Consider the following 24269-nt stretch of genomic DNA (forward strand, 5'->3'; position numbering starts at 1 on the left):
TGAGGGTGGCTGCCGGTGCTGCGGGGTCTTGTACTTCTAATGCGCTGCCGGGGGCAGATGGGACGCCGGATTGAACGGCGAAAAACTACAGGCAAGAAAAAAGCAGCCCGTGGGCTGCTTTTTTCGGGAACAACCGGCGAATTAGGCCAGTTTTTCCTTGATGCGTGCTGCCTTGCCGGACAGTTCGCGGAGGTAGTACAGCTTGGCCTTGCGCACGTCGCCGCGACGCTTGACGGAGATGCTGTCAACCAGCGGGCTGTAGGTCTGGAAGGTACGCTCTACGCCAACGCCGTTGGAGATCTTGCGAACGGTGAAAGCACTGTTCAGGCCGCGGTTACGCTTGCCGATGACAACGCCTTCGAAGGCCTGCAGACGCTGACGGTCGCCTTCCTTCACTTTAACCTGGACGATTACGGTGTCGCCGGGGGCGAACGCCGGAATCTCTTTGCTCATCTGTTCAGCTTCGATCTGCTGAATGATCTTGTTGGTCATTTCGTGCTCCTAAGACAAGCGCTCGGCGCTCGCCATCGATACGTTAACTATCGTTCCGCTGGCGGATGTATTCCTCCAGCAGCTTTTTCTCTTCTCCAGAAAGCGAGCGGCAATCCAGAAGATCGGCACGTCGTTCCCAGGTCCTGCCTAAGGACTGCTGTAAACGCCAGCGCCGGATGTGTTCGTGGTTGCCGCTGAGCAGCACCTCCGGAACACGTTTGTCTGCGTACACCTCGGGTCGGGTGTAGTGCGGACAGTCGAGCAGGCCATCTGTGAAGGAGTCCTCCTCGGCGGAGTCCACGTGGCCCAATGCACCGGGCAACAATCGCGTGACCGCGTCAATCAGCACCATGGCCGGAAGCTCACCCCCGGACAGGACATAATCGCCGACTGACCATTCCTCATCGACATGCTCTTCAATGAAGCGCTCGTCGATGCCTTCGTAACGCCCGGCGATCAGGATCAGACGTTCCTCGTTCGCCAGTTCTTTCACGGCCGCCTGCGTCAGCTTGCGACCTTGCGGCGAGAGGTAGATCACCTTCACCGGTCCGCCTGCGGCTTGCCGGGCATCGCCCAGTGCGCCTTCGAGCGGCTTGATTTTCATCACCATGCCGGGACCACCGCCGAAAGGCCGGTCGTCCACCGTCTGGTGACGGTCCTCGGTGTTGCTTCGCGGGTTGAAGCACTGAAGCTGAATCAGCTCCTGCTTGACCGCGCGACTCGTGATGCCATAGTCGCTGATGGCGCGAAACATCTCCGGAAAGATGCTGATTACTCCTATCCACATCGGCTGAGGGCTCTCATCCACATGGGTTAGAAGTCCGCGTCCCAGTCCACCCGAATCTCACCGGCTTCCAGGTCCACCGCCTGTACGCACTGATCCGTATACGGAAGCAGGCGTTCGCGGTCGTCCAGGCTGCCTGCGCAGGGCTTGACTACCATCACATCGTTGGCGCCGGTCTCCAGCAAGTGGTCGAGAATCCCGAACAGTTGCCCGTTCTGGTCAATCACCTTGAGACCTTCCAACTGGCTCCAGTAGAACTCGCCATCGTCCAGCACCGGCAGCTCGCTGCGCGGAACCAGGATTTCGAATTCGGCGAAGGTGCGGGCGATCTCGCGATCATCCAGTCCCTTCAGCTTCGCGACCAGGACATTGCCCTGCACGCGACCTTGGACCAGTTCAGCCTGTCGAACCTCGTTGCCACGCTTGAGCGTCCAGCGACGGTAGTCCAGCAGGTTGTCCAACGGATCGGTAAAGGAATACACCTTCACCTCACCACGAATACCGTGCACCGATACGATCTTGCCGAGAACTACCATCTCCTCGGCGGGAGCAGGATTCGTGTTCATAGATCTCAGGCAGCCTTGGCGGCTTCCTTGATCAGCTGAGCAACACGCTCAGACGGTTGAGCGCCTTGGCTCAGCCAGTAGTTCAGACGCTCCTGGTTGACCGAGAGCTTGAGCTCAGCACCAGTGGCGACAGGGTTGAAGAAGCCGACGCGCTCGACGAAACGGCCGTCACGAGCGTTGCGGCTGTTGGTCACGGTCAGGTGATAGAACGGGCGCTTCTTGGAGCCGCCACGAGCCAGACGAATGGTTACCATGCGTACGTTGTTCCTATGGTTTGCTTGCAAAAAAGAAATGCAGCCCTCGGGCACATAGCCCGAAAGGCCGCATATTCTATGAGCTAAAACCCCGCGCCGCAAGCCGCAGCGCGTCCGGCCCGCCGGGCGGCGAGCCGTCTGGGCTTACATCTTGGGCATGCCGCCGGGGAACATGCTCCCCATGCCGCGCATCATCTTGGCCATGCCGCCCTTGGCGGTGACCTTCTTCATCATCTTCTGCATCTGCTTGTGCTGCTTGATGAGGCGACCAACGTCCTGCACCTGGGTACCCGAACCCATGGCGATGCGGCGCTTGCGCGAGCCACTGATCACTTCCGGATCACGGCGCTCGGCGGGGGTCATGGAGTTGATGATCGCCTCCATCTGCTTGAACTGCTTCTCCGCCGCGTTCTGCGCGTTGCCCATCTGCGACAGGTTGACGCCGCCGAGCATCGGCAGCTTGTCCATCAGGCTGCCCAGGCCGCCCATGTTCTTCATCTGTTGCAGCTGATCGCGGAAGTCTTCCAGGTCGAAGCCCTTGCCCTTCTTGATCTTCTTCGCGAGCTTCTCGGCCTTCTCGCGGTCCATGCTCTGCTCGGCCTGCTCGATCAGGCTGAGCACGTCGCCCATGCCGAGGATGCGCGAGGCGACACGGTCGGGGTGGAACGGATCGAGCGCTTCGCTCTTCTCGCCCATGCCGAGGAACTTGATCGGCTTGCCGGTGATGGCGCGCACGGACAGCGCGGCACCGCCACGGGCGTCACCGTCGACCTTGGTCAGCACCACGCCGGTCAGCGGCAGCGCATCATTGAAGGCCTTGGCGGTGTTGGCGGCGTCCTGGCCGGTCATGGCGTCGACCACGAACAGGGTTTCCACTGGCTTGATCGCCGCATGGACCTGCTTGATCTCGTCCATCATGTCGGCGTCGATGTGCAGACGGCCGGCGGTGTCGACGATGACCACGTCAATGAACTTCAGCTTGGCTTCGCGGATCGCCGCTTCGGCGATCGCTACCGGCTTCTGGCTGGTATCGGACGGGAAGAAGGTCACGCCGATGTCGCTGGCCAGGGTTTCCAGCTGTTTGATCGCTGCCGGGCGGTAGACGTCGGCGGACACCACCAGTACCGACTTCTTCTTGCGCTCCTTGAGGAAGCGCGCCAGCTTGCCGGCGGTAGTGGTCTTGCCCGCGCCCTGCAGGCCGGCCATCAGGATGACCGCCGGCGGAGCGGCGTTGAGGTCGAGGTCCTCGTTGGCCGCGCCCATCAGCTCGACCAGTTCGGCCTGGACGATCTTCACGAAGGCCTGGCCCGGGGTCAGGCTCTTGGAAACTTCGGTGCCGACCGCGCGATCCTTGATCTTGGCGACGAAGTCCTTGACCACCGGCAGGGCCACGTCGGCCTCCAGCAGGGCCATCCGCACTTCGCGGAGCGTGTCCTTGATGTTGTCCTCGGTCAGCTTGGCCTTGCCAGTGACGTGGCGCAGCGTTTGCGAGAGGCGATCTGTAAGGTTTTCGAACATGCGCGTTCCTAATCAGCCCGGTCGGGCCTGGGTTTGGCTTGTCAGCAAGCCGCCGATTATAGCGAAGTGCGGCCAGCGCCAACACCGCCGATGATCCCGATGTGACGGAGCGCTTCGCAGGCCAGAAGCGAACTGTTCTCAGCGGCTTCTAGGCGCGGGCGATCTGTGCCAAACTCAGCACCTTTCGGGTCCCCCGTCGAAGGACTGTTCCAAGGACTTATGCAACCTCTGCTGCCCAGCCTGATCGCCGCCGTCCTTTATATCGGCACAACCGTCTACCAGGGCGCAAGCCTGGCCCGCCGCACCCCGCCGCAGAAACCGCTGCTCCTCCTGCTGGGCCTCATCGCCCTGCTCTGCCAGGCCTACAGCCTGAGCCAGGAGCTGCTGACGCCTGCGGGCCTGGCGCTGGACTTCTTCAACGCCGCCAGCCTGATCTCCGCCGCGGTCACCGCCCTGACCCTGCTGGCCTGCCTGCGCATCCCGGTGCAGAACCTGCTGCTCTTCCTTTACCCGCTCGGCGCGCTGACCACCCTGCTGGCCGTGCTGATGCCCCACGGCACCATCGAGCCGATCAACGAGCAACCCGGCATCCTCGCCCATATCCTGCTGTCGATCCTGGCCTATGGCCTGCTGACCATCGCCGTGGTCCAGGCGCTGCTGCTACTGGTCCAGGACCATCAGCTCAAGCACAAGCACCCGTCGGGCCTGATCCGCAACTTCCCGCCGCTGCAGACCATGGAAAGCCTGCTGTTCGGCTTCCTCTGGGGCGGCTGGTCGCTGCTCTCGCTGTCGCTGATCTCCGGCTGGCTGTTCGTCGACAACCTGTTCGCCCAGCACCTGGCGCACAAGACCATCCTGTCGTGCTTCGCCTGGGTGGTGTTCGGCGTGCTGCTGTGGGGCCGCCACCAGCTCGGCTGGCGCGGCCACAAGGCGATCCGCTGGACCCTCGCGGGTTTCTGCCTGCTGATGCTGGCCTACTTCGGCAGCAAGCTGGTCAAGGAATTCATCCTGCACATCTGAGGCTAACGGCGGCGCCTGAGCGCCGCTGAAGGATATGCGCGCATGGAAGAGATCCACCCCGGCTACCTGATCGGCCTGCTGGTCTTCCTGATCCTCTGCTCGGCGTTCTTCTCCAGCGTCGAGACCGGCATGCTCAGCCTCGACCGCTACCGTCTGCGCCACCTGTCCAAGCAGGGCAACCGCGGGGCGCGCCGCACCAGTTGGCTGCTGCTGCGCACCGACCGGCTGCTGGGCACCATCCTGATCGGCAACAACTTCGTCAACATCATCGCCTCGTCCCTGGCGACCCTGCTGGCCCTGCGTCTCTGGGGCGAAGCGGGCGTGGCCATCGCCACCGTGGCGCTGACGCTGATCCTGCTGATCTTCGGCGAGATCACGCCCAAGACCTACGCCGCCCTGCGCCCCGAGCGCGTGGCCTTCCCCGCCAGCCTTCCGCTGATCTGGATGCAGAAGCTGTTCAGCCCGCTGCTCTGGCTGATGACCGGCATCAGCAATCTCCTGCTGCGCCTGGGCGGCCTCGACCCGACCCAGCGAGGCGGCAAGCCGCTGAGCAACGACGAACTGCGCAGCGTGGTCACCGACTCCAGCGAAAAGCTCACCCATAACCGCCAGGACATGCTGCTGAGCATCCTCGACCTGGAAAAGATCACGGTGAACGACCTGATGGTGCCGCGCAACGAAGTCCAGGGCATCGACCTGGACGACGAGCTGGAAACCATCATCGGCCAGCTGCGCAACACCACCCATACCCGGCTGCCGGTGTTCCGCAACGACATCAACCAGGTCGAGGGCGTGGTGCACATGCGCCAGATCGCCCGTCTGCTGACCCATAACCAGTTGACCAAGGACAGCCTCAAGGCCGCCTGCCTGGAGCCCTACTTCGTGCCCGAGAGCACGCCGCTGTCGACCCAGCTGGTGAACTTCCAGAAGCAGAAGCGCCGCATCGGCATCGTCGTCGACGAATACGGCGAGGTGATCGGCATCATCACCCTGGAAGACATCCTGGAAGAGATCGTCGGTGAGTTCAGCAACCAGAACACCCTGCGCAACCCGGATATTCACCCCCAGGCCGACGGCACCTATGTCATCGACGGCTCGGCCAACCTGCGGGACGTCAACCGCGCGCTCGGCTGGCAACTGCCCAGTGACGGGCCCAAGACCCTCAACGGCCTGGTCACCGAAGCGCTGGAGCAGATTCCCGACTGCGCCGTGTGCCTGAAGATCGGCCGCTATCGCCTGGAAATCCTCCAGTCGGGCGAAAACCGGGTGAAAAGTGTGCGCGCGTGGCTGCCTGGCGCTCCGCCAAGAGAGCCTTACGCCGACGAGCTTGCCTGAGCCGCCCCGCCCGCCCCTATAATCCGGACGGCTTACCCAGCCTCCCGCCGACGCCCGCCGTTACCCGCGACGCAGCGCCGGCCAGTCAATCGCACGCCCCGCCGAGCCTCGACCCTGCGTCGTTGCCTTGCGAAGCAGCCGGCCTCGCCCCGACCCGCCGCGAGCCGCGCCCACCCTGCCCCGACACCGGGCCGCGCTCGCACTCGCGCCATGGCGATGCCTCAAGAAACGTCGGACACGACCACCAGAGTCGTCGCCGCGCCTGACTGCCAGGGATATTCCCCGTATGACCAGCGCCACCCTCGAAGCCGCACAACCGGCCGCACAGACCAACTCCACCACCCGCGTCGCGGTCGCCAGCTTCATCGGCACCGCCATCGAGTTCTACGACTTCTACGTCTACGCCACCGCCGCCGCGCTGGTGATCGGCCCGGTGTTCTTCCCGCAGACCTCCGGTACCGCCCAGGCGCTCAGCGCCTTCATTACCTTCGGCATCGCCTTCCTCGCTCGCCCGCTGGGCTCAGCACTGTTCGGCCACTTCGGCGACCGCATCGGGCGCAAGTCGACCCTGGTGGCCTCCCTGCTGCTGATGGGCATCTCCACCACCCTGATCGGCCTGCTGCCAGGCTACGACAGCATTGGCGCGTGGGCGCCGATCCTGCTCTGCGTGCTGCGCTTCGGCCAAGGCCTTGGGCTGGGTGGCGAATGGGGCGGCGCCGCACTGCTGGCCACGGAGAACGCGCCCAAGGGCCGCCGCGCCTGGTTCGGCATGTTCCCGCAGATGGGCCCATCCATCGGCTTCCTCGCTGCCAACGGCCTGTTCCTCTGCCTCGCCATGCTGCTGAGCGAAGAGCAGTTCCGCGCCTGGGGCTGGCGCATCCCGTTCGTGCTCAGCGCGGTGCTGGTCATCGTCGGCCTCTACGTCCGCCTCAAACTGGTCGAAACCCCGGTGTTCGCCAAGGCCATGGAGCGCCACGAGCGTTCCAGCCTGCCGATCGCCGAGCTGTTCGCCAAGCACTGGCGGCCCACCCTGCTGGGCGCCCTGGCGATGGTGGTGTGCTACGCCCTCTTCTATATCTCCACGGTGTTCTCGCTGAGCTATGGCGTCAGCACCCTGGGCTACAGTCGTGAAGACTTCCTCGGCCTACTGTGCATCGCGGTGCTCTTCATGGCGGCAGCAACACCGGTGTCCGCCTGGCTGAGCGACCGCTTCGGGCGCAAGCCGGTGCTGATCGTCGGCTGCATCGCCGCCATCGCCTCGGGCTTCGCCATGGAACCGCTGCTGAGCCAAGGCTCGTCGGTGGAAGTGGCGGTCTTCCTGTCCCTGGAACTGTTCCTCATGGGCGTAACCTTCGCCCCCATGGGCGCGCTGCTGCCGGAGCTGTTCCCCACCCACGTGCGCTACACCGGCGCCTCGGCGGCCTACAACCTGGGTGGCATCCTTGGTGCCTCAGTGGCGCCGTACATCGCGCAGAAGCTGGTGGGCATGGGTGGCCTGAGCTGGGTGGGCGGCTATGTGTCGGTTGCGGCGGCACTCAGCCTGCTGGCGGTGCTGTGCCTGCGCGAGACGCGCGGGGACGACCTGAACGATATCCGCTGAGACTTGCCTGTAGGAGCGAGCTTGCTCGCTCCTACAGAAGGGTTCGATCCTGGGAAACCAGCCATTGGGCCAGGTGTTCACCCCAGACCTGATAACCCAGCGCCGACGGGTGATAGCCATCGATGGCGAGGAACTTCGGCTGCATCTCCAGGCTGACGCCGCAATACCCCGCCCCCTGCGCCAGCACCAGGCTGCTGAGCTGACGATCCAGCAGCGCTGCGCGCCAGCCGAGCAGCCGGCGCAACAACCAGGGTAACGCCGTGAAATGCTGCAATGGCGGTACCGCCGTGCAGACGACCCGTGCGCCGCGACCACGGAAATGCGCGATCAGCTGCTCAAGAGCCCCCAGCCAACGCTGGCCGGAGCTGAAATGCGTGGTGTCGTTGACGCCGAAGACCAGCGCCACCAGCTCGTAATCCTGATCAGTCGCCACCGGCAGCAGGCGCTCGCAGGCCTCTGCGGCAGTAATGCCGTTCTCCCCGACCGCACGCCAGGCAACAGGACGCTCCAAGTGGCTCGATAGCGCCAACGCCAGCCGTCCGGCCAGCGCAAAGTCCAGGCAGGACGCACCAACGCCGGCGACCGTGGATTCACCCAGCAGGAGAAGACGAAAAGGTTCGCCAGGAAACTCTGCGCCCGCAACGCCTTCGCAGACACCCGCGGCGGGAGCCAGGCGCAAGGCCGTGCGCCTGGTACGCACGGCCATGGGCAGGGCCAACGGCAACAGCGGCAATGCCGCCGCCCACCACATCAGCCCCGCCCAACGGCTCACAGCTCGACTTTGACCGCCTGGGCCGAACGGGTGGCCTTGGCGCGGGCAGCATCGATCGACTCGTCGCGCGCCAGGGCAACGCCCATGCGGCGCTGGCCATCCACCTCCGGCTTGCCGAACAGGCGCAGCGCGGTGTCCGGCTCGCTCAGCGCGGCGCCGAGGTTACCGAAGGAAACCTGCTGCGACTTGCCTTCCACCAGGATCACCGCCGAAGCGGAATCGCCCAACTGGCGGATCACCGGAATCGGCAGGCCGAGGATGGCGCGGGCATGCAGGGCGAACTCGGAGAGGTCCTGGGAAATCAGCGTGACCAGGCCGGTGTCGTGCGGGCGTGGCGAAACTTCGCTGAACCACACCTCGTCACCTTTGACGAACAGCTCCACACCGAACAGACCGCGGCCGCCCAGCGCTTCGGTGACCGCCTTGGCCACGCGCTCGGACTCGGCCAGCGCCTTCGGGCTCATCGCCTGCGGCTGCCAGGACTCGTGGTAGTCGCCCTTCACCTGGCGGTGGCCGATGGGCGCGCAGAAGGTAGTGCCGCCGATGTGGCGCACGGTGAGCAGGGTGATCTCGTAGTCGAAGTCGATGAAGCCCTCGACGATCACCCGGCCCTTGCCGGCGCGGCCGCCTTCCTGGGCGTAGTCCCAGGCAGTCTTCAGGTCGGCGTCGGACTTGAGCACGCTCTGGCCCTTGCCGGAGGAACTCATGATCGGCTTCACGACGCACGGGTAGCCCACGGCGGCAACGCCAGCGGCGTAGTCCTCGTAGGTGTCGGCGAAGTGGTAGGGCGAGGTCGGCAGGCCCAGCTCTTCGGCGGCCAGTCGGCGGATACCCTCGCGGTTCATGGTCAGCTGCGCGGCACGGGCGGTAGGGATGACCGTGTAGCCTTCGCTCTCCAACTCGACCAGGGTCGCAGTGGCGATGGCTTCGATTTCCGGCACGATGTAGTGCGGCTTCTCCTGCTCGATCACCGCGCGCAGGGCGACGCCGTCGAGCATGCTGATCACATGGCTGCGATGCGCGACCTGCATGGCCGGCGCGTTCGCGTAGCGGTCGACGGCGATGACTTCGCAGCCCAGGCGCTGCAGCTCGATCGCCACTTCCTTACCCAGCTCGCCGGAGCCACAGAGCAGTACGCGGGTCGCGCTTGGCGACAGGGGAGTTCCAATACGGGGCATTGCGGGAAACCTCGGGAAGGGAAAATTCGAAACGAAATTGCTCGTAAGCGGCTAGCGCTCGATGCGCTAGGCCAGCACGCCCAGCTCGCGGGCACGCTGTTCGCAACGCTGGAGCACCTCGCGGCGCTCGGCATTGTCCATCAGGCCCCAGCGGGTGATTTCGGCGGCGCTGCGCTGGCAACCCAGGCAGATGTCAGCATCGTCCAACGCGCAGACGTGCACGCAGGGCGAGGCGACGGGGCGTTCTTCAGTCATCTTCCTGCTCGGCCAAATCGCGGGCGTAGCGCTGGGCGTTGTGCACGTAGTGGGCGGCGCTGGCTTCGAGCATCTTCTTCTGCGGCTCTGTCAGCTCGCGCACCACCTTGCCGGGGGAGCCCATGACCAGGGAGCCGTCGGGGATTTCCTTGCCCTCGGGGATCAGCGCGTTGGCGCCGATGATGCAGTACTTGCCGATCTTCGCGCCGTTGAGGATCACCGCGTTGATACCGACGAGGCTGTAGTCGCCCACCTGGCAGCCATGCAGCATGGCGTTGTGGCCGATGGTCACACCTTTGCCCAGGGTCAGCGGGAAGCCCATGTCGGTGTGCATGACGGTGCCGTCCTGCACGTTGCTGTGCTCTCCGATGTGGATCAGTTCGTTGTCGCCGCGCAGCACGGCGTTGAACCAGACGCTGGCGCCGGCGTCGAGGCGCACCTTGCCGACCACCGTGGCGTTGGGGGCGATCCAGCTTTCCGGATGGGTTTCGACTCGGGACGAGCCCAGGCGGTACTTCATGGTTTCTCCTCAGGCGGTGGCCGCTCTTTATTATCGGGTCTCAGCTCAGCTTGATGAACTTCGATGGCGGCTGGTGCAGGTCGATACGGGCGTCATACAGCAGGTTCAGCAGTTCGACCAGCATGATCGCGGACAGGCCCCAGATCTTGTAGCCCTCGAACAGGTAGCTCGGGACGTACCAGCTGCGGCCGAAGTAATCGATACGATGGGTGGTTTCCCGCGGGTCGCCACGGAAGAATTCCAGCGGCACCTTGAACACCGCGTCGATCTCGCCGTCGTTGGGACGGTACTCCACGAAATCGGGGACGAAGCCGACGAATGGCTTGACCAGGATACCGTGCCGCGAGACCAGGGTGCTCAACGGACCAACGACCTCCACCAGCCCCGGCGGCAGGGCGATTTCCTCCTGCGCCTCGCGCAGGGCGGTATGGATCAGGTCGACGTCCTCCGGATCACGGCGTCCGCCGGGGAAGGCCACCTCGCCGCTATGGGTCGAAAGCCCGGTCGCGCGCAGGGTGAGCACGAGCTCTTCCTGGGGAGTGATGGGGAGCAGGACCGCCGCCTCGGGAAAGCTGTGGTCCGTTTCAAGGTCGCTTGGGGTGTGCGTCTGTATGCGTTGGCGCAGCTGGTCCAGCATGCCGAACATCCTGCGGGGGCCGATTCTTCTAATTGAAGGATCATGGCACGAAAGACGCCCCTGCCCAACCCCCGCCCCTTGCTGGGTGCACCGCGCAGCGCGCAAGATTGCCCCATTCAATAACAAGGAAGCGGCATGAAATTCTGCAGCCAGTGCGGCGCCAGCGTGAGCCTGCGCATCCCCAGCGGCGACAACCGCCCGCGCTTCATCTGCGACCAGTGCCAGACCGTGCATTACCAGAACCCGCGCATCGTTGCCGGCTGCCTGCCGGTCTGGGAGGGGAAAATGCTTCTCTGTCGCCGCGCCATCGAGCCGCGCAGAGGGTACTGGACGCTACCGGCGGGCTTCATGGAGAACGGCGAAACCCTGGAGCAGGCCGCCGCCCGCGAAACGCTCGAAGAAGCCAACGCCCGCGTCCACGACCTGCAGCTTTATACGGTCTTTGATCTGCCGCATATCAGCCAGGTTTATATCTTCTTCCGCGCCGAACTCACCGACCTCGACTTCTGTGCCGGCGACGAAAGCCTGGAAGTGCAGCTCTTCGAAGAATCCGACATTCCGTGGGGTGAGCTGGCTTTCCCCACCGTGGGCCGTACCTTAGAATATTTCCTGGCGGATCGGATCATTCAGAACTTCCCGATACGCAATGAAGGGATTCTCCCAATGCTTGCACAGAAAAAGAACTTATAAGCTCATTTACCGCCTCTAAGGCTTTAGGAACTACCGGGGAACACCACTCGATGCGCTGGTTGATTGCCGTACTTTGTCTGACCTTCGCAGCGTTCTCGCATGCCAACGCGACGCCCACGCTCGACGGTCACATCGACAAGATTCTCGTGCTCAAGTCCGAGCGCAAACTGCACCTCATGAGCAACGGCAAGGTGCTCAAGAGCTACCGCGTGTCCCTGGGCAAGCGCCCGCAGGGGCCGAAGCTGGCCGAGGGCGACAACCGCACGCCGGAGGGTTTCTACTGGGTCGACTGGCGCAAGACCAGCGACAAGTACAACCTCTCCATGCACATCTCCTACCCCAACGCGCGCGACGTGGCCAAGGCGCGGGAGAAGAGCCTGCAGCCGGGCGGCATGATCATGATCCACGGCACCCCGATGGATGACGAATACCCCGAGTGGTACTTCTCGACCCTGGACTGGACCAACGGCTGCATCGCCATGACCAATGCCGACATGCGCGAGGTCTGGAGCCTGGTCAAGGACGGCACGCTGATCGAGATTCGCCCGTAAGGGCAGCAGCATGAAAAAGGCGCCCGCGGGCGCCTTTTTCGTATGGCTCAGAACACCATGTCCGACAGCCGCCAGACCTCGAAGGCCGGCGTCTCATAAGGATGGGCCTGCTTGAGGGCCTTGACCGAGTCATGGATCAACTCGTCGGCGACCACCATCTCCACCTTCCATTCGGCGACCTGCTCGATGCTGCCGGCCTGACCGATGAACGGATTGCTGCCCTGCAAGGGGCGGAACTGTCCCTGTCCGAGTGCCTGCCAGCTACAGCTGTCATAGGCACCGATGCGTCCTGCACCGGCGGCGAACACCGCTTTCTTGACCGATTCCAGATGGCTTTCCGGAACGTAGAAACACAGTTTGTACATCGGAGACTCCGACCGAAACGGGGACACGACCGTGGCAAGGCGCGCCACGGGTGACAAATGCTGCCACAAATAGTGGCACTTTGCCTCTTGCGACCGACAAGTCGTCGTCCAAGTTCGACCGTCCGGTTCCCTGCTGGTTCGTCGGGGAAGCCCTTTGTATGAAATCTGTGACCGACTTCGAGCTCCGCGCTGCCGAATCCGAAAGCACGAGCCGTCAGACGATTCCACACAACCGACCCGGATCGCTGAGCATTTGATGAGGTTTATCGAGCGAAAATTCTTCTTACTGCGTAAGGCAAATCTCTAAGAGATTTTTTGGGTGCTCTGGTCACAGCATCCGCCGTGGGATGAGGCGATAACTGCAGGGTTCTTCCCACTCGCACGGTACTGCGCCATGAACGACCTCATCGCCCGCTCCAACCCCGACGGCTCCACACGCCGCCAGAAACTTCTACTGATCTACCCACCGATGACCACCCCCACCTCGCCGCCGCTGGGTGCTCCGATGCTCAAGGGCTACATCGAGCGGGAGCTGCCCAATTGGGACGTGAAGGTGCTGGACCTGAACCTGTGGTGCTACGAACGATTGTTCGAGATGTTGCGCAGCGGATTCCTGCAGATACCCGGGACAAGCCCCAGCAGCCTCGCTGCACTGCTGGAAACGCCAGACTTCTTCCGTGGCAAATCGATGAAGGACTTCTACGGCGACCCGGCCGCCTACGATCAATACGGTGAATTGCTGCTCACCCTCACGCACATGATGAGCGAAATACTCGGGCGCGAGGCCGATGACCTGCACCAGGGCGCCCACCTCACTCCGCTGCTCTCAGAAGCCTTCGACCTCATTATCAAGGAGCAGGCTGACTGCTATGGCTTCTCCATGATCTTCAGCCAGCAACTGCCCATCGGTGCGGCGTTCGGACGCCTGGTGCGGCAAGTCACCGGGCGCAAGGTCTTCTTTGGCGGCAGCTGTTTCACCGCGGGCGCCGAAGACTTCCTCCGCTGGTACCCCCATTCGGCAGACGTCATCATCGACGGCGACGGCGAAGAGCCACTCAAGCAACTCCTCCTGCAAAGTGGCTCGGCGGAAAACGTCCCTGGCGCAGTATTCTTCGAAAACGGCGAGGTCAAGCGCAATACCTCAGAGTACCGTCGCGATATCGACGCCTACGGCAAGCCGGACTTCGGCGACCTGACGCTTGACCGCTATTACTCCCCCACTCCCGTCATCCCTTTGCTGCTGTCACGCGGCTGCTACTGGCGCCGCTGTACTTTCTGCGTGCATTACATGTCCGCCGGGCTGACTTATCGCCTGCATGGCCTGGAAATGGTCATCGACATGCTCCGAGGCTTTGTCGAAAAGGGCATCCGGCACTTCTCGTTCGTCGATGAAATGATCGCTCCCGGCCATTTTGCCAAGTTGGCGGATGCCATCATCGAGTCTGGCCTGGATATTTCCTACTACGCCCTGAGCAAGCCCAACCGCACCTTCACCCCCGAGATTCTCGCCAAGATGGCGCGCTCCGGCTGCAAGTACCTGCTCTGGGGCCTGGAAAGCGGCACACAACGCATTCTCGACCTGATGGACAAGGGCACGAAAATCGAAGATGTCGAACAGGTGTTGCGCAATGCCCACGCCGCGGGGATTGCCAACCACGTCTACATGATCTGCGGTTTCCCAACCGAAACCGAGGAAGAATTCCACAACACGCTGCGCTTCCTGGACCGCAACCGCGACTACATCTACTCGATTCACCGCGGCACCTTCTCGCTGGAGCCTGGCTCCCCCATCCATAAAGAGCAGGAACGCTTCGGCGTTACCCGCGCCTGGATGGCCCGTCCCACGCCCCTGGGCGGGCGCTGGCACCATGAAACGGTCAGCGGTATGAATAGGGACGAAGTACAAGCGGTCTTCCGCGCGGCCCAGCCGTTCTTGCGGCGCTTCAACCCTTATGCGGTATTCCTGGCCAACTACCGGGATCACGCCATGCTGGTCTACGACAAGCTCGGCGCCGACGCGGTGCACAAGATGCCCCGTCACTTCCCCGACCTGAGCAAAGTGATTGAAGCCAGGAACAGCCAGACCACCACTGCGGACCTGATGAGTTGATCCGTTGGCACAGGCCACTCGCCACCGATCTTCAGCCATTCTGCGCCGCTAGCGAAGCTCCCGGCGCCTTGAATGCTGGCCATCGCAGTAGGGTAGTTCGGCAGACCGGCCGCAGCGGCAGAGCAGCAGGTAGCGCTCGCGCTTCACCGTGAGTTCCAGCGCATCCGGGCATTGCTCGTTAGCATCCGGCAGACTCGCGCAATGTCCGCAGCGACACAGGCGCAGCACCTGTCCCGACGTTACCGGGCGAACTTCGGGAAGGACGGGGTCGTCAGCCAAGGCAGCCTCCATCAATGACCAGGCAAAGAAAAAGGGGAAAGCCGAAGCTTTCCCCTTTTTCGTCACGCATGAAGGCCGAACTCAGCCGACCCAAACGCGGGCATTGCGGAACATGCGCATCCAGCCGCCGTCCTCTTCCCACTCGTCCGGACGCCAGGAGTTCTGCACGGCGCGGAACACGCGCTCCGGGTGCGGCATCATGATGGTGACGCGGCCGTCGCGACTGGTCAGGCCGGTGATACCACGGGGCGAGCCGTTCGGGTTGGCCGGGTAGGTCTCAGTGACCTTGCCCAGGTTGTCGACGAAGCGCATGGCCACGGTACCGGACAGGTCGGCTTCGAGCAGGGCTTCCTCGCTTTCGAACTCCGCATGGCCTTCACCGTGGGCGATGGCGATCGGCAGGCGCGAACCGGCCATGCCCTGCAGGAAGATCGACTGCGACTCCTGGACCTGGACCATCGCCACGCGCGCCTCGAACTGCTCGGAGCGGTTGCGCACGAAGTGCGGCCAGAACTCGGTGCCGGGGATCAGCTCGTGCAGGTTGGACATCATCTGGCAACCGTTGCACACGCCCAGTGCGAAGCTGTCCTTACGCTCGAAGAAGGCCTGGAAGCCATCGCGGGCACGGGCGTTGAACAGGATCGACTTGGCCCAGCCTTCGCCGGCGCCCAGCACGTCGCCGTAGGAGAAGCCGCCGCAGGCCACCAGGCCCTTGAACTGCTCCAGGCTGATGCGGCCGGAGAGGATATCGCTCATGTGCACGTCGACTGCGGCGAAGCCGGCGCGGTCGAAGGCAGCCGCCATCTCGACCTGGCCATTGACGCCCTGCTCGCGCAGGATGGCAATCTGCGGGCGCACGCCTTTCTTGATATAGGGCGCGGCGATGTTGTCGTTGACGTCGAAGCTCAGCTTCACCGACAGGCCGGGGTTGTCCTCGTCCAGCAGGCCGTCGAATTCCTGGTCGGCGCAGTCGGCGTTGTCGCGCATGCGCTGGATGCGGTAGCTGGTTTCGCTCCAGATACGCTGCAGGTTGCGGCGCTGGTCGTTGAAGACGCGCTCGCCATTGAAGTCCAGGTTGATCTCGGCGCCGTTGACCGGCTGGCCGATGACGGCGACACAGTCTTCCAGACCGGCGGCGCTGAACTGGGCCAGCACTTCCGGCGTGGCGCCGCTGCGAACCTGGATGACCGCACCAAGCTCTTCGTTGAACAGGGCAGCGGTGAGCTCGTCACGGCTGTCGGCCAGTGCGTCGAGGCTCAGGTCGAGGCCACATTTGCCGGCGAAGGCCATTTCCACCACGGTGGCCATCAGGCCACCGTCGGAACGGTCGTGGTAGGCCAGCAGGTGGCCGTCGGCGTTTAGGCCCTGGATGACCGCGAAGAAAGCTTTCAGGTCTTCGGCATCGTCGACGTCCGGAGCGGCGCGGCCGATCTGGCCGTTGACCTGGGCCAGGATGGAGCCGCCCATGCGGTTCTTGCCGCGGCCGAGGTCGATGGCGATCAGGTCGGTCTCGCCCTTGTCCAGGCGCAGTTGCGGGGTCAGGGTCTTGCGTACGTCGTTGACCGGGGCAAAGCCGGAGATGATCAGCGACATCGGCGAGGTAACGCTCTTTTCGGCGTCGCCATCCTGCCAGCGGGTCTTCATGGACATGGAGTCCTTGCCCACCGGGATGGTGATGCCCAGCGCCGGGCACAGTTCCATACCGACAGCCTTGACGGTGTCGTACAGGCGCGCGTCTTCGCCCGGGTGGCCGGCAGCGGCCATCCAGTTCGCGGAGAGCTTGATCTCGGAGATCTTGTCGATGCTCGCGGCAGCCAGGTTGGTGATGGTCTCACCGATCGCCATGCGGCCGGAGGCCGGGGCGTCGATCAGGGCCAGCGGAGTGCGCTCGCCCATGGCCATGGCTTCACCGGTGTAGACGTCGAAGCTGGTGGCGGTAACGGCGCAGTCAGCCACCGGCACCTGCCACGGGCCGACCAGCTGGTCGCGCGCCACGAGGCCGGTGATGGTGCGGTCGCCGATGGTGATCAGGAAGTTCTTGCTGGCCACGGCAGGGTGACGCAGCACACGCTGGGTGGACTCGGTCAGGTCCAGGCCGACAGTGGCGAAGTCATCGCCCAGTTCGGCTTCGCGGGTGACCGAACGGTGCATGCGCGGCGGCTTGCCCAGCAGCACTTCCAGCGGCATGTCCACCGGGTTGTTGCCGAAGTGACTGTCGGCGACGGTCAGCTGCTTCTCTTCGGTGGCTTCACCGACCACGGCAAACGGGCAGCGCTCGCGCTCGCAGATGGCTTTGAAGGTCTCGAAGTCGGCGGCGTCGACCGACATCACATAGCGTTCCTGCGACTCGTTGCACCAGATTTCCAGCGGGCTCATGCCCGGCTCGTCGTTGGGCACGGCGCGCAGCTCGAAGCGGCCGCCACGGCCACCGTCGTTGATCAGTTCCGGCAGGGCGTTGGAGATGCCGCCTGCGCCCACGTCGTGGATGAACTTGATCGGGTTGTTCTCGCCCATCTGCCAGCAGCGGTCGATGACCTCCTGGCAACGGCGCTCCATTTCCGGGTTCTCGCGCTGTACCGAGGCGAAGTCCAGGTCAGCGGCGGAAGCGCCGGTGGCCATGGAGGACGCGGCACCGCCGCCCAGGCCGATCAGCATGGCCGGGCCGCCGAGCACGATCAGCTTGGCACCGACCGAAATCTCGCCCTTCTGCACGTGGTCTTCGCGGATGTTGCCCAGACCGCCGGCGATCATGATCGGCTTGTGGTAACCACGGACTTCCTCGCCACGCGGAGTGGCGATGGCCTGCTCGAAGGTACGGAAATAGCCGGCCAGGTTCGGACGGCCGAATTCGTTGTTGAACGCGGCGCCGCCCAGCGGGCCTTCGATCATGATGTCCAGCGGAGTGACGATGCGCTCGGGCTTGCCGTAGGGCACTTCCCAAGGCTGCTCGAAGCCGGGAATGTTCAGGTTGGAGACGGTGAAGCCGACCAGGCCGGCCTTCGGCTTGGCGCCGCGGCCGGTTGCGCCTTCGTCGCGGATCTCGCCGCCGGAGCCGGTGGAGGCGCCGGGGAACGGGGCGATGGCGGTCGGGTGGTTGTGGGTCTCCACCTTCATCAGGATGTGCACGGGCTCTTCGCTCGCCGCGTACTCGCGGGTTTCCGCGTTCGGGTAGAAGCGGCCGGCGACGTAGCCTTTCATGACCGCAGCGTTGTCCTTGTACGCGGACAGCACGCCTTCGCGGTGCATTTCATAGGTGTTCTTGATCATGCCGAACAGGCTCTTGTCCTGCGACTGGCCATCGATGTCCCAACTGGCGTTGAAGATCTTGTGGCGGCAGTGCTCGGAGTTGGCCTGGGCGAACATCATCAGCTCGACGTCGTGCGGGTTGCGGCCCATCTCGACGAAGCTTTTCACCAGGTAATCGATCTCGTCATCGGCCAGGGCCAGGCCCAGCTCGAGGTTGGCCTTCTCCAGCGCGGCGCGACCACCGGCGAGGATGTCCACCACGGTCAGCGGCTTCGGCTGGGCGTGGCTGAACAGGGCGGAAGCCTGCTCCAGCTCGTTGAGCACGAGTTGGGTCATGCGGTCGTGCAGGCGGGCGGCAACGGCTTGTACGTCGGCCTCGCTCAGCTCACCGCTGACGTAGTAGGCGATGCCGCGCTCGATGCGCTCGATCTTGGCCAGGCCGCAGTTGCGGGCGATGTCCGAGGCCTTGCTCGACCAGGGCGAGATGGTGCCGAAGCGCGGCACCACCAGGAACAGACGGCCGGCGGGCTCCTGCACCGGGACGCTCGGGCCGTATTTCAGCAGGCGCGCCAGGACTTGTTCTTCCTCGGCGTTGAGGGCTCCGGTGACCTCGGCGAAGTGCGCAAACTCGGCATACAGCCCGGTGACGGCGGGCACATGCTGGGTCAGCAGGTCGAGCAGTTTGCCGTGGCGGAAAGCGGAAAGGGCGGGAGCACCGCGCAGGATCAGCATTGTCGGAACAGCCTCTGGAGACGGGGAAGTGTGTGGGGCCGGACGGGCCGGCCCACAGAGGCCGTGCATTCTACCGTAAAGCGCTGCGTGGCGGCAGCTCTCAAGCGCCTTCCTTGCCGTTGCTCCCGCGAAAATCGCCATTCATCTTCGAATGCCTTCGAGCGACGGCCGCGCGAGCGCTTGCGTCCGGCCCTCCGTGTCCGACAGGCCGACGAACGGCGCGCCAGCTAGCAGAGAAGCCGTCGGCTGTCGAGATATGGCGCACAACTGCCTTTGCGTATACTGCCCTGATGCTTGCCCTGACTGTGTCCCGTGTGCGCTGCACCGCCTGGATCTTGGCGACCTGTATCTTTCTGCTGCTTTCCGGCTGTAGCGAGGCGAAAGCCCCGACGGCCCTCGAGCGCGTGCAGAAGGACGGCGTGCTGCGCGTGATCACCCGCAACAGTCCGGCCACCTACTTCCAGGACCGCAACGGCGACACCGGCTTCGAGTACGAGCTGGCCAAGCGCTTTGCCGACAGCCTGGGCGTACAACTGCAGATCGAAACCGCCGACAACATCGACGACCTCTATGATCGCATCGGCCGCGACGGCGGGCCGAACCTGGCTGCCGCCGGCCTGACGCCGGGCGGCGAACGCGATAGCCAGGTGCGCTACTCGCACTCCTACCTCGACGTCACCCCGCAGGTTGTCTACCGCAACGGCGCCCAGCGCCCTACCCGCCCGGACGATCTGGTAGGCAAGCGCATCGTCGTCCTGAAAGGCAGCAGCCACGCAGCCCAACTGGCCGAACTGAAGAAGCAGTACCCCAAGCTGGAGTACCGCGAATCCGATGCCGACGAAATGGTCGACCTGCTGCGCATGGTGGACGTCGGCGAGATCGACCTGACCCTGGTCGACTCGAACGAACTGGCAATGAACCAGGTGTATTTCCCCAATGTGCGCGTCGCCTTCGACCTCGGCGACGCCAAGGGGCTGGCCTGGGCGCTGCCGGCCGGTGATGACAACAGCCTGCTGGAGAAGGTCAACGCCTTCCTCGACAAGGCCAAGCAGGATGGCCTGCTGCAGCGCCTGAAAGACCGCTATTACGGCCATGTGGACGTACTCGGTTATGTCGGCGCCTACACCTTCGCCCAGCACCTGCAGCAACGCCTGCCCAAGTACGAACAGCACTTCCGCCAGAGCGGTACCAAGCTCGAAGCCGACTGGCGCCTGCTGGCGGCCATCGGCTACCAGGAGTCGATGTGGCAGCCCGACGCGACCTCCAAGACCGGCGTGCGCGGCCTGATGATGCTGACCAACCGCACCGCCCAGGCCATGGGCGTGGCCAATCGCCTGGACCCCAAGCAGAGCATCCAGGGTGGCAGCAAGTACTACGTGCAGATCAAGGACGAGCTGCCCGACAGCATCAAGGACCCGGACCGCATGTGGTTTGCCCTGGCCGCCTACAACATCGGCGGCGCGCACCTCGACGACGCGCGCAAGATGGCCGAGCAGCAGGGCCTCAACCCGAACAAGTGGCTGGATGTGAAGAAGATGCTGCCGCGCCTGTCGCAGAAGCAGTACTACCGCAAGACCCGCTACGGCTACGCGCGCGGCGGCGAGACGGTGCACTTCGTGCAGAACGTGCGCCGCTACTACGACATCCTCACCTGGGTAACCCAGCCGCAGATGGAAGGCGGCCAGCTCGCCGAGAGCGGCCTGCACCTGCCGGGCGTCAACAAGACCAAGCCCGACGATGACGACGACGGGCGGGATCAGAAGCTCTGACCGCCCCAACGACACGAACCCAGACATGAAAAAGCCCGGAATCATCCGGGCTTTTTACATTCACTTCCGCTTCGACTCACCAGCCCGAAGGCAGCAGGTTGAACGCACTGCAGATTGCATAGATGGCGCTGGCCAGGTAGATCATCACGATCACCACCTGAATCGCCGGGTGGGCGATCCAGCCACACTTCCAGGCTGGCTCGAAGTCACCGTTGCGGCGTGCCGAGCGCAACATCAGGATCGGCATGATCGACAGGATCACGCCACTGAAGGCACCGGCGAAATACAGCGCGTTGACGAAGCCCACCAGGCCGCTGTACGCCAGTACGAAGGGCGGCAGCGCAACGACCGCCAGGACCATCAGGCGAGTCTTGGGGCGGTTCTCCGGACCGAGCTTGTGGAACTTGTCGAAGATGTTGGTCAGGAAGCTGCCACCCAACCCCCAGTAGGAGGTCAGCATGGCGCACAGGGCGAAGGTGTTGGCGGTGAAGAAAGCCCACTGCCCCAGAGCCTGGCCCCAGGCCAGGGTCGCCACTTCCGACTGATTCTCCAGTCCGGTCAGCGCAATGACCGACATCGGCACCACGCTCAACAGTACGAACGTTGTCAGCATCCCGGTGATCACTGCCTTGGGCAGCTGCCGGGGCGCATGGCTGAATCCGCGCGCCATCTCCGGCACGATGTACTGGGCGGAGAAGCAGAACACCGCGATGTTGAACACCGGCACCATGTAGATCCAGTCACCCTCGAGCAGGCGGACGAACTCGGTGTTCTCGTTCAGCAAGGTCGCGGCGACGAGGATCACGATCATGCTGACCATGCCGATGCTGATGAACTTCTCACCCTTGCCGATTGCGCCCAGCCCCATGTAGAGCACAGCAGCTGCCGGAATGAAGAACAGCAGGCTGCCCAATGCCGGGCTGATGCCGAAGAAGGCTGCGAGGATCTTGCCGCTACCGCTCATGTAGGCGATCAACGCGCCAATACTGTTGACCGCCACCGAGAGGAAGATCGCCCAGGCACCGAAGGAGCCGACGTAGCGCTGCGCAAGGCCGCTCAACTGGTTGTGCGTGCGGGTACGCAGTGCCGTCTCGGAGACGTAGAGCATGGAGATGGTGGTGAACACGCCAGCAACCGCCAGCCATAGCAACAACGGCATGAAGCCGGCCTTGCGGCTGGCATAGGCCATGGAAAGTACACCGGCGCCGATATTGGTGCCGACGATCATCGCCACGGCTTCCAGGAAGCTCAGGCGTTTGACCTCGAGTCCCGACGAATCCACTGCTTCGCTGGCGGTGGAGTCCTGGAACGAAGGGTTCCCGGATTGGCTCATAACAAGTCCTCTACGTGTAATGACGAGATCCGGAGCGACCAGCTTCAGCGTGCTGATGGCCTTTCTGGACAACGGCATTGCAGCGAGGAACAAGGGCGCCTCCGGCTCGTTCATGGGCAGCATGAATCGATGGAGTGCCGCAGGCGTCCTGGCTTTTGTTCTTGGACTTGCGCGCCTGTCAGCTCCGCCACGGGGGCGGGCGTGCAAAGTAGCACAGGACCAACGGCTAATCGGCCAGGCTTCTACGACTTTAGCCGCAGGAAGCATGTCTCAATCTTTTCAATAAGTTACGAGCGATCAGAGCGCAGGGAATTGCCGTTCAGGACTTCACCCGGCGCGCCTTGAAGAAGGCCGAGAGCATCGCGCTGCACTCCTCCCCCAGCACCCCGCCTTCCACCAGCACCCGGTGGTTGAGGAAGTCCTGTTCAAAGAAGTTGCCCCGGCTGACCACCACGCCAGACTTGGGCTCGGTGGTGCCGAACACCACGCGCTGGATGCGCGAATGCACCAGCAGGCCGGCGCACATGCTGCAGGGCTCGAGGGTGACGTAGAGGGTGCTGCCGGGCAGGCGGTAGTTCTGCGCGGCGGCAGCGGCCTCGCGGATGGCGACCATTTCCGCGTGGGCGCTGGGGTCGTGCGAGGTGATCGGGCGGTTGAAGCCTCGGCCGATGACCTGGCCGTCCAGCACCAGCACGGCGCCCACGGGCACTTCGCCCAGCGCCGCGCCCTGCTCGGCAAGGGCCATGGCTTCACGCATGAAGGGGATGTCCTGGCTGCGGTCGATGACCGGCGCCAGCCCCTTCACCGTCGGATGCCCCTTGCTGTTGGTCAGCCGCACCATGCCTCGCCCACCGCGATGGTTCCCATCAGCCCGGTTTCCATGTGATCGATCACGTGGCAGTGGAACATCCACAGGCCGGGGTTATCCGCCACCAGCGCCACGCGTGCCGTCTCATTCTTGCCCAGCAGGTAGGTGTCGGTGAAGTACGGGATGATGTCGCGGCGATCCGAATCCAGCACCTTGAAGGCCATGCCGTGCAGGTGGATCGGATGCTGGTACTGGGTCATGTTGCGCAGCACGAAGATATAGCTGTTGCCTTCCTTGAGCTTGGCCAGCGGCGGCGCGTTGTGCTTGTGCTCCTCACCGCCCTGCCAGGCCACGCCGTTGATCTGCCACAGCGACGGCGCCGACTGCCCCTTGGAGTAGTCGGACATGGCGCCGACCCACTCGAACTTGAAGTTGATGGTCTCGGCGTTCTTCAGGTCCGGCTCGGCTACCGGATTGTGCGGCAGCGGCGCCGGCCACTTGGCGGTGGGCGCTTTCGGGTTGGCGACGCCACGGATGGTCGCCAGACGCACCGGGCCATTGCGCAGCGACAGCTCGGCGCCTTCCGCCGGGCCGCGGATGCCCAGCTCCAGGCGCATGCCCGGGCCGATCCAATACTGGTCATTCGGCCCCTTGCCGAAATCGCGCGGCTCCACCGGGTGGCCATCGATGGCGTAGATCTTCGCCTCGGCGTCCGGCAGGTTGAGGCGGTAGGTCACGGTGTTGTCGACGTTGAGGATACGCACGCGGACGATCTCGCCGGCCGGTAATTCGATCACCGGGGTGCGTTCGCCGTTGATGGTCGACAGGCGTCCGCGAGTCCCTTCGCGCGCGGCCTCGCGCGGCACGCTGAAGGGCGTGAAGTTGCCCTCCTCGTCCACGTGCCAGGTCTTCAGGTTGAGGACCTTTTCGCTGGTGAACTCGGTGGGCTCGCGCTCGTCGATGATCAGCGGCCCGACCAGGCCGCGGCCCAGTTGCTCGCTGCTCATCAGGTGCGGGTGGTACCAGTAGCTGCCGGCGTCCGGCGTCTTGAACTGGTAGATGAAGCTCTCGCCCGGCTGCACCGGCGGCTGCGAGATGTAGGGCACGCCGTCCATCTCGATGGGCAGGCGGATACCGTGCCAGTGGATGGTCGTCGGCTCGTCCAGCTTGTTGGTGAAGCGCACGCGCAGCCAGTCGCCCTGGCGCGCGCGGATTTCCACACCGGGAGCCTGGCCGCCATAGCCCAGGCCAGGGGTCTTGTGGCCGGGCACCAGCTCCAGGTCGAGCGGCGCGGCGATCAGTTCGTAATCGTGCTCGGCGGCTACCTGCGGGCGCGCCAGCCAGATGCGCGCGCCACCGGCGCCCAGGCCGACGACGGCCAGGCCAGCGAGGCCACCGAGTACTTGTCTACGGGTAAACGACATGGGTCCAGACTCCTCAAACAAGGGACTTGCG

At 64.1% G+C, this 24269-nt stretch carries 23 protein-coding genes; 7 read left to right on the forward strand and 16 right to left on the reverse strand.

Annotated features, from left to right (window positions below; genetic code table 11):
* Window positions 1–141: 141 nt before the first annotated feature.
* From rplS to ffh, 5 genes are all read right to left on the reverse strand, one after another.
* Window positions 142–492: a 50S ribosomal protein L19 gene (gene rplS / locus RS899_RS19940; protein ID WP_017522234.1), complete on the reverse strand. Its 351-nt coding sequence runs from the start codon at window positions 490–492 to the stop codon at window positions 142–144.
* Window positions 493–535: 43 nt separating this feature from the next.
* A complete protein-coding gene (trmD, locus tag RS899_RS19945) occupies window positions 536–1279 on the reverse strand; it encodes a tRNA (guanosine(37)-N1)-methyltransferase TrmD (protein ID WP_024766884.1) in 744 nt (247 codons plus the stop codon).
* 26 nt (window positions 1280–1305) lie between these two features.
* On the reverse strand, window positions 1306–1842 hold the full coding sequence (gene rimM / locus RS899_RS19950) for a ribosome maturation factor RimM (RefSeq protein WP_054907392.1): 537 nt from the start codon (window positions 1840–1842) through the stop codon (window positions 1306–1308).
* A gap of 5 nt (window positions 1843–1847) precedes the next feature.
* Window positions 1848–2096: a 30S ribosomal protein S16 gene (rpsP, locus tag RS899_RS19955; protein WP_054907391.1), complete on the reverse strand. Its 249-nt coding sequence runs from the start codon at window positions 2094–2096 to the stop codon at window positions 1848–1850.
* Between the two features lie 144 nt (window positions 2097–2240).
* A complete protein-coding gene (gene ffh, locus RS899_RS19960; protein WP_054907390.1) occupies window positions 2241–3614 on the reverse strand; it encodes a signal recognition particle protein in 1374 nt (457 codons plus the stop codon).
* A gap of 219 nt (window positions 3615–3833) precedes the next feature.
* Here ffh and RS899_RS19965 point away from each other — a divergent pair, with 219 nt between their 5' ends.
* The 3 genes from RS899_RS19965 (at window position 3834) to RS899_RS19975 (ending at window position 7569) form a co-directional block, all read left to right on the forward strand.
* On the forward strand, window positions 3834–4634 hold the full coding sequence (locus RS899_RS19965; protein WP_233299091.1) for a cytochrome C assembly family protein: 801 nt from the start codon (window positions 3834–3836) through the stop codon (window positions 4632–4634).
* A 42-nt stretch (window positions 4635–4676) separates the two neighbouring features.
* Entirely contained in the window at window positions 4677–5969 is a 1293-nt protein-coding gene (locus RS899_RS19970) for an HlyC/CorC family transporter (RefSeq protein WP_024766879.1), read from the forward strand.
* Between the two features lie 286 nt (window positions 5970–6255).
* Window positions 6256–7569 carry an MFS transporter gene (locus tag RS899_RS19975; protein ID WP_315807903.1) on the forward strand — a complete coding sequence of 438 codons (1314 nt, stop codon included), beginning with the start codon at window positions 6256–6258 and terminating at the stop codon, window positions 7567–7569.
* A gap of 31 nt (window positions 7570–7600) precedes the next feature.
* Here RS899_RS19975 and RS899_RS19980 read toward each other — a convergent pair whose 3' ends face one another.
* From RS899_RS19980 to RS899_RS20000, 5 genes are all read right to left on the reverse strand, one after another.
* Window positions 7601–8341 carry an SGNH/GDSL hydrolase family protein gene (locus RS899_RS19980; RefSeq protein WP_315807904.1) on the reverse strand — a complete coding sequence of 247 codons (741 nt, stop codon included), beginning with the start codon at window positions 8339–8341 and terminating at the stop codon, window positions 7601–7603.
* Entirely contained in the window at window positions 8338–9519 is a 1182-nt protein-coding gene (gene purT / locus RS899_RS19985; protein WP_054907386.1) for a formate-dependent phosphoribosylglycinamide formyltransferase, read from the reverse strand. Before purT ends, RS899_RS19980 begins: the two co-directional genes overlap by 4 nt.
* A gap of 66 nt (window positions 9520–9585) precedes the next feature.
* The gene (locus RS899_RS19990; protein ID WP_233299087.1) at window positions 9586–9774 is read right to left on the reverse strand and encodes a DUF1289 domain-containing protein; all 189 of its coding nucleotides are present in this window, start codon (window positions 9772–9774) and stop codon (window positions 9586–9588) included.
* On the reverse strand, window positions 9767–10294 hold the full coding sequence (locus tag RS899_RS19995) for a gamma carbonic anhydrase family protein (protein WP_054907384.1): 528 nt from the start codon (window positions 10292–10294) through the stop codon (window positions 9767–9769). The genes RS899_RS19990 and RS899_RS19995 overlap by 8 nt, the downstream gene beginning before the upstream one ends.
* Window positions 10295–10334: 40 nt before the next feature.
* Window positions 10335–10931, reverse strand: coding sequence for a CoA pyrophosphatase (locus RS899_RS20000; protein ID WP_017522246.1), 597 nt, complete (start codon window positions 10929–10931; stop codon window positions 10335–10337).
* A 135-nt stretch (window positions 10932–11066) separates the two neighbouring features.
* On the opposite strand from RS899_RS20000, the gene RS899_RS20005 reads away from it, so the two are divergent.
* Both RS899_RS20005 and RS899_RS20010 read left to right on the forward strand, forming a co-directional pair.
* Entirely contained in the window at window positions 11067–11621 is a 555-nt protein-coding gene (locus RS899_RS20005) for an NUDIX hydrolase (protein WP_054907383.1), read from the forward strand.
* A gap of 50 nt (window positions 11622–11671) precedes the next feature.
* On the forward strand, window positions 11672–12172 hold the full coding sequence (locus tag RS899_RS20010) for a L,D-transpeptidase family protein (RefSeq protein WP_024762991.1): 501 nt from the start codon (window positions 11672–11674) through the stop codon (window positions 12170–12172).
* Between the two features lie 47 nt (window positions 12173–12219).
* Here the strand turns inward: RS899_RS20010 and RS899_RS20015 are convergent, their stop codons facing one another.
* Window positions 12220–12537 carry a YqfO family protein gene (locus RS899_RS20015; protein ID WP_024762990.1) on the reverse strand — a complete coding sequence of 106 codons (318 nt, stop codon included), beginning with the start codon at window positions 12535–12537 and terminating at the stop codon, window positions 12220–12222.
* Window positions 12538–12931: 394 nt separating this feature from the next.
* Between RS899_RS20015 and RS899_RS20020 the strand changes: the two genes are divergently transcribed.
* Entirely contained in the window at window positions 12932–14647 is a 1716-nt protein-coding gene (locus RS899_RS20020) for a B12-binding domain-containing radical SAM protein (protein WP_313465751.1), read from the forward strand.
* A gap of 48 nt (window positions 14648–14695) precedes the next feature.
* Here RS899_RS20020 and RS899_RS20025 read toward each other — a convergent pair whose 3' ends face one another.
* Together RS899_RS20025 and purL are read right to left on the reverse strand one after the other, a co-directional pair.
* The gene (locus RS899_RS20025) at window positions 14696–14938 is read right to left on the reverse strand and encodes a CDGSH iron-sulfur domain-containing protein (protein ID WP_315810458.1); all 243 of its coding nucleotides are present in this window, start codon (window positions 14936–14938) and stop codon (window positions 14696–14698) included.
* 69 nt (window positions 14939–15007) lie between these two features.
* Window positions 15008–18904: a phosphoribosylformylglycinamidine synthase gene (gene purL / locus RS899_RS20030; protein ID WP_233299085.1), complete on the reverse strand. Its 3897-nt coding sequence runs from the start codon at window positions 18902–18904 to the stop codon at window positions 15008–15010.
* Window positions 18905–19194: 290 nt separating this feature from the next.
* Between purL and mltF the strand changes: the two genes are divergently transcribed.
* Window positions 19195–20673 (forward strand): membrane-bound lytic murein transglycosylase MltF, encoded by a 1479-nt coding sequence (mltF, locus tag RS899_RS20035; protein WP_054907380.1) that lies wholly within the window; start codon window positions 19195–19197, stop codon window positions 20671–20673.
* 76 nt (window positions 20674–20749) lie between these two features.
* Here mltF and RS899_RS20040 read toward each other — a convergent pair whose 3' ends face one another.
* The 3 genes from RS899_RS20040 to RS899_RS20050 all read right to left on the reverse strand — a co-directional run bounded on the left by RS899_RS20040 (window position 20750) and on the right by RS899_RS20050 (window position 24238).
* Window positions 20750–22006 carry an aromatic amino acid transport family protein gene (locus RS899_RS20040; RefSeq protein WP_054907379.1) on the reverse strand — a complete coding sequence of 419 codons (1257 nt, stop codon included), beginning with the start codon at window positions 22004–22006 and terminating at the stop codon, window positions 20750–20752.
* A 319-nt stretch (window positions 22007–22325) separates the two neighbouring features.
* Window positions 22326–22847, reverse strand: coding sequence for a tRNA adenosine(34) deaminase TadA (gene tadA / locus RS899_RS20045; RefSeq protein WP_409978028.1), 522 nt, complete (start codon window positions 22845–22847; stop codon window positions 22326–22328).
* Window positions 22835–24238, reverse strand: coding sequence for a multicopper oxidase family protein (locus RS899_RS20050; protein WP_315807905.1), 1404 nt, complete (start codon window positions 24236–24238; stop codon window positions 22835–22837). Before RS899_RS20050 ends, tadA begins: the two co-directional genes overlap by 13 nt.
* Between the last annotated feature and the right edge of the window lie 31 nt (window positions 24239–24269).

The sequence above is a fragment of the Pseudomonas sp. C9-3 genome (genome assembly GCF_032392015.1).
Taxonomy (GTDB): Bacteria; Pseudomonadota; Gammaproteobacteria; order Pseudomonadales; family Pseudomonadaceae; genus Pseudomonas; species Pseudomonas nitroreducens.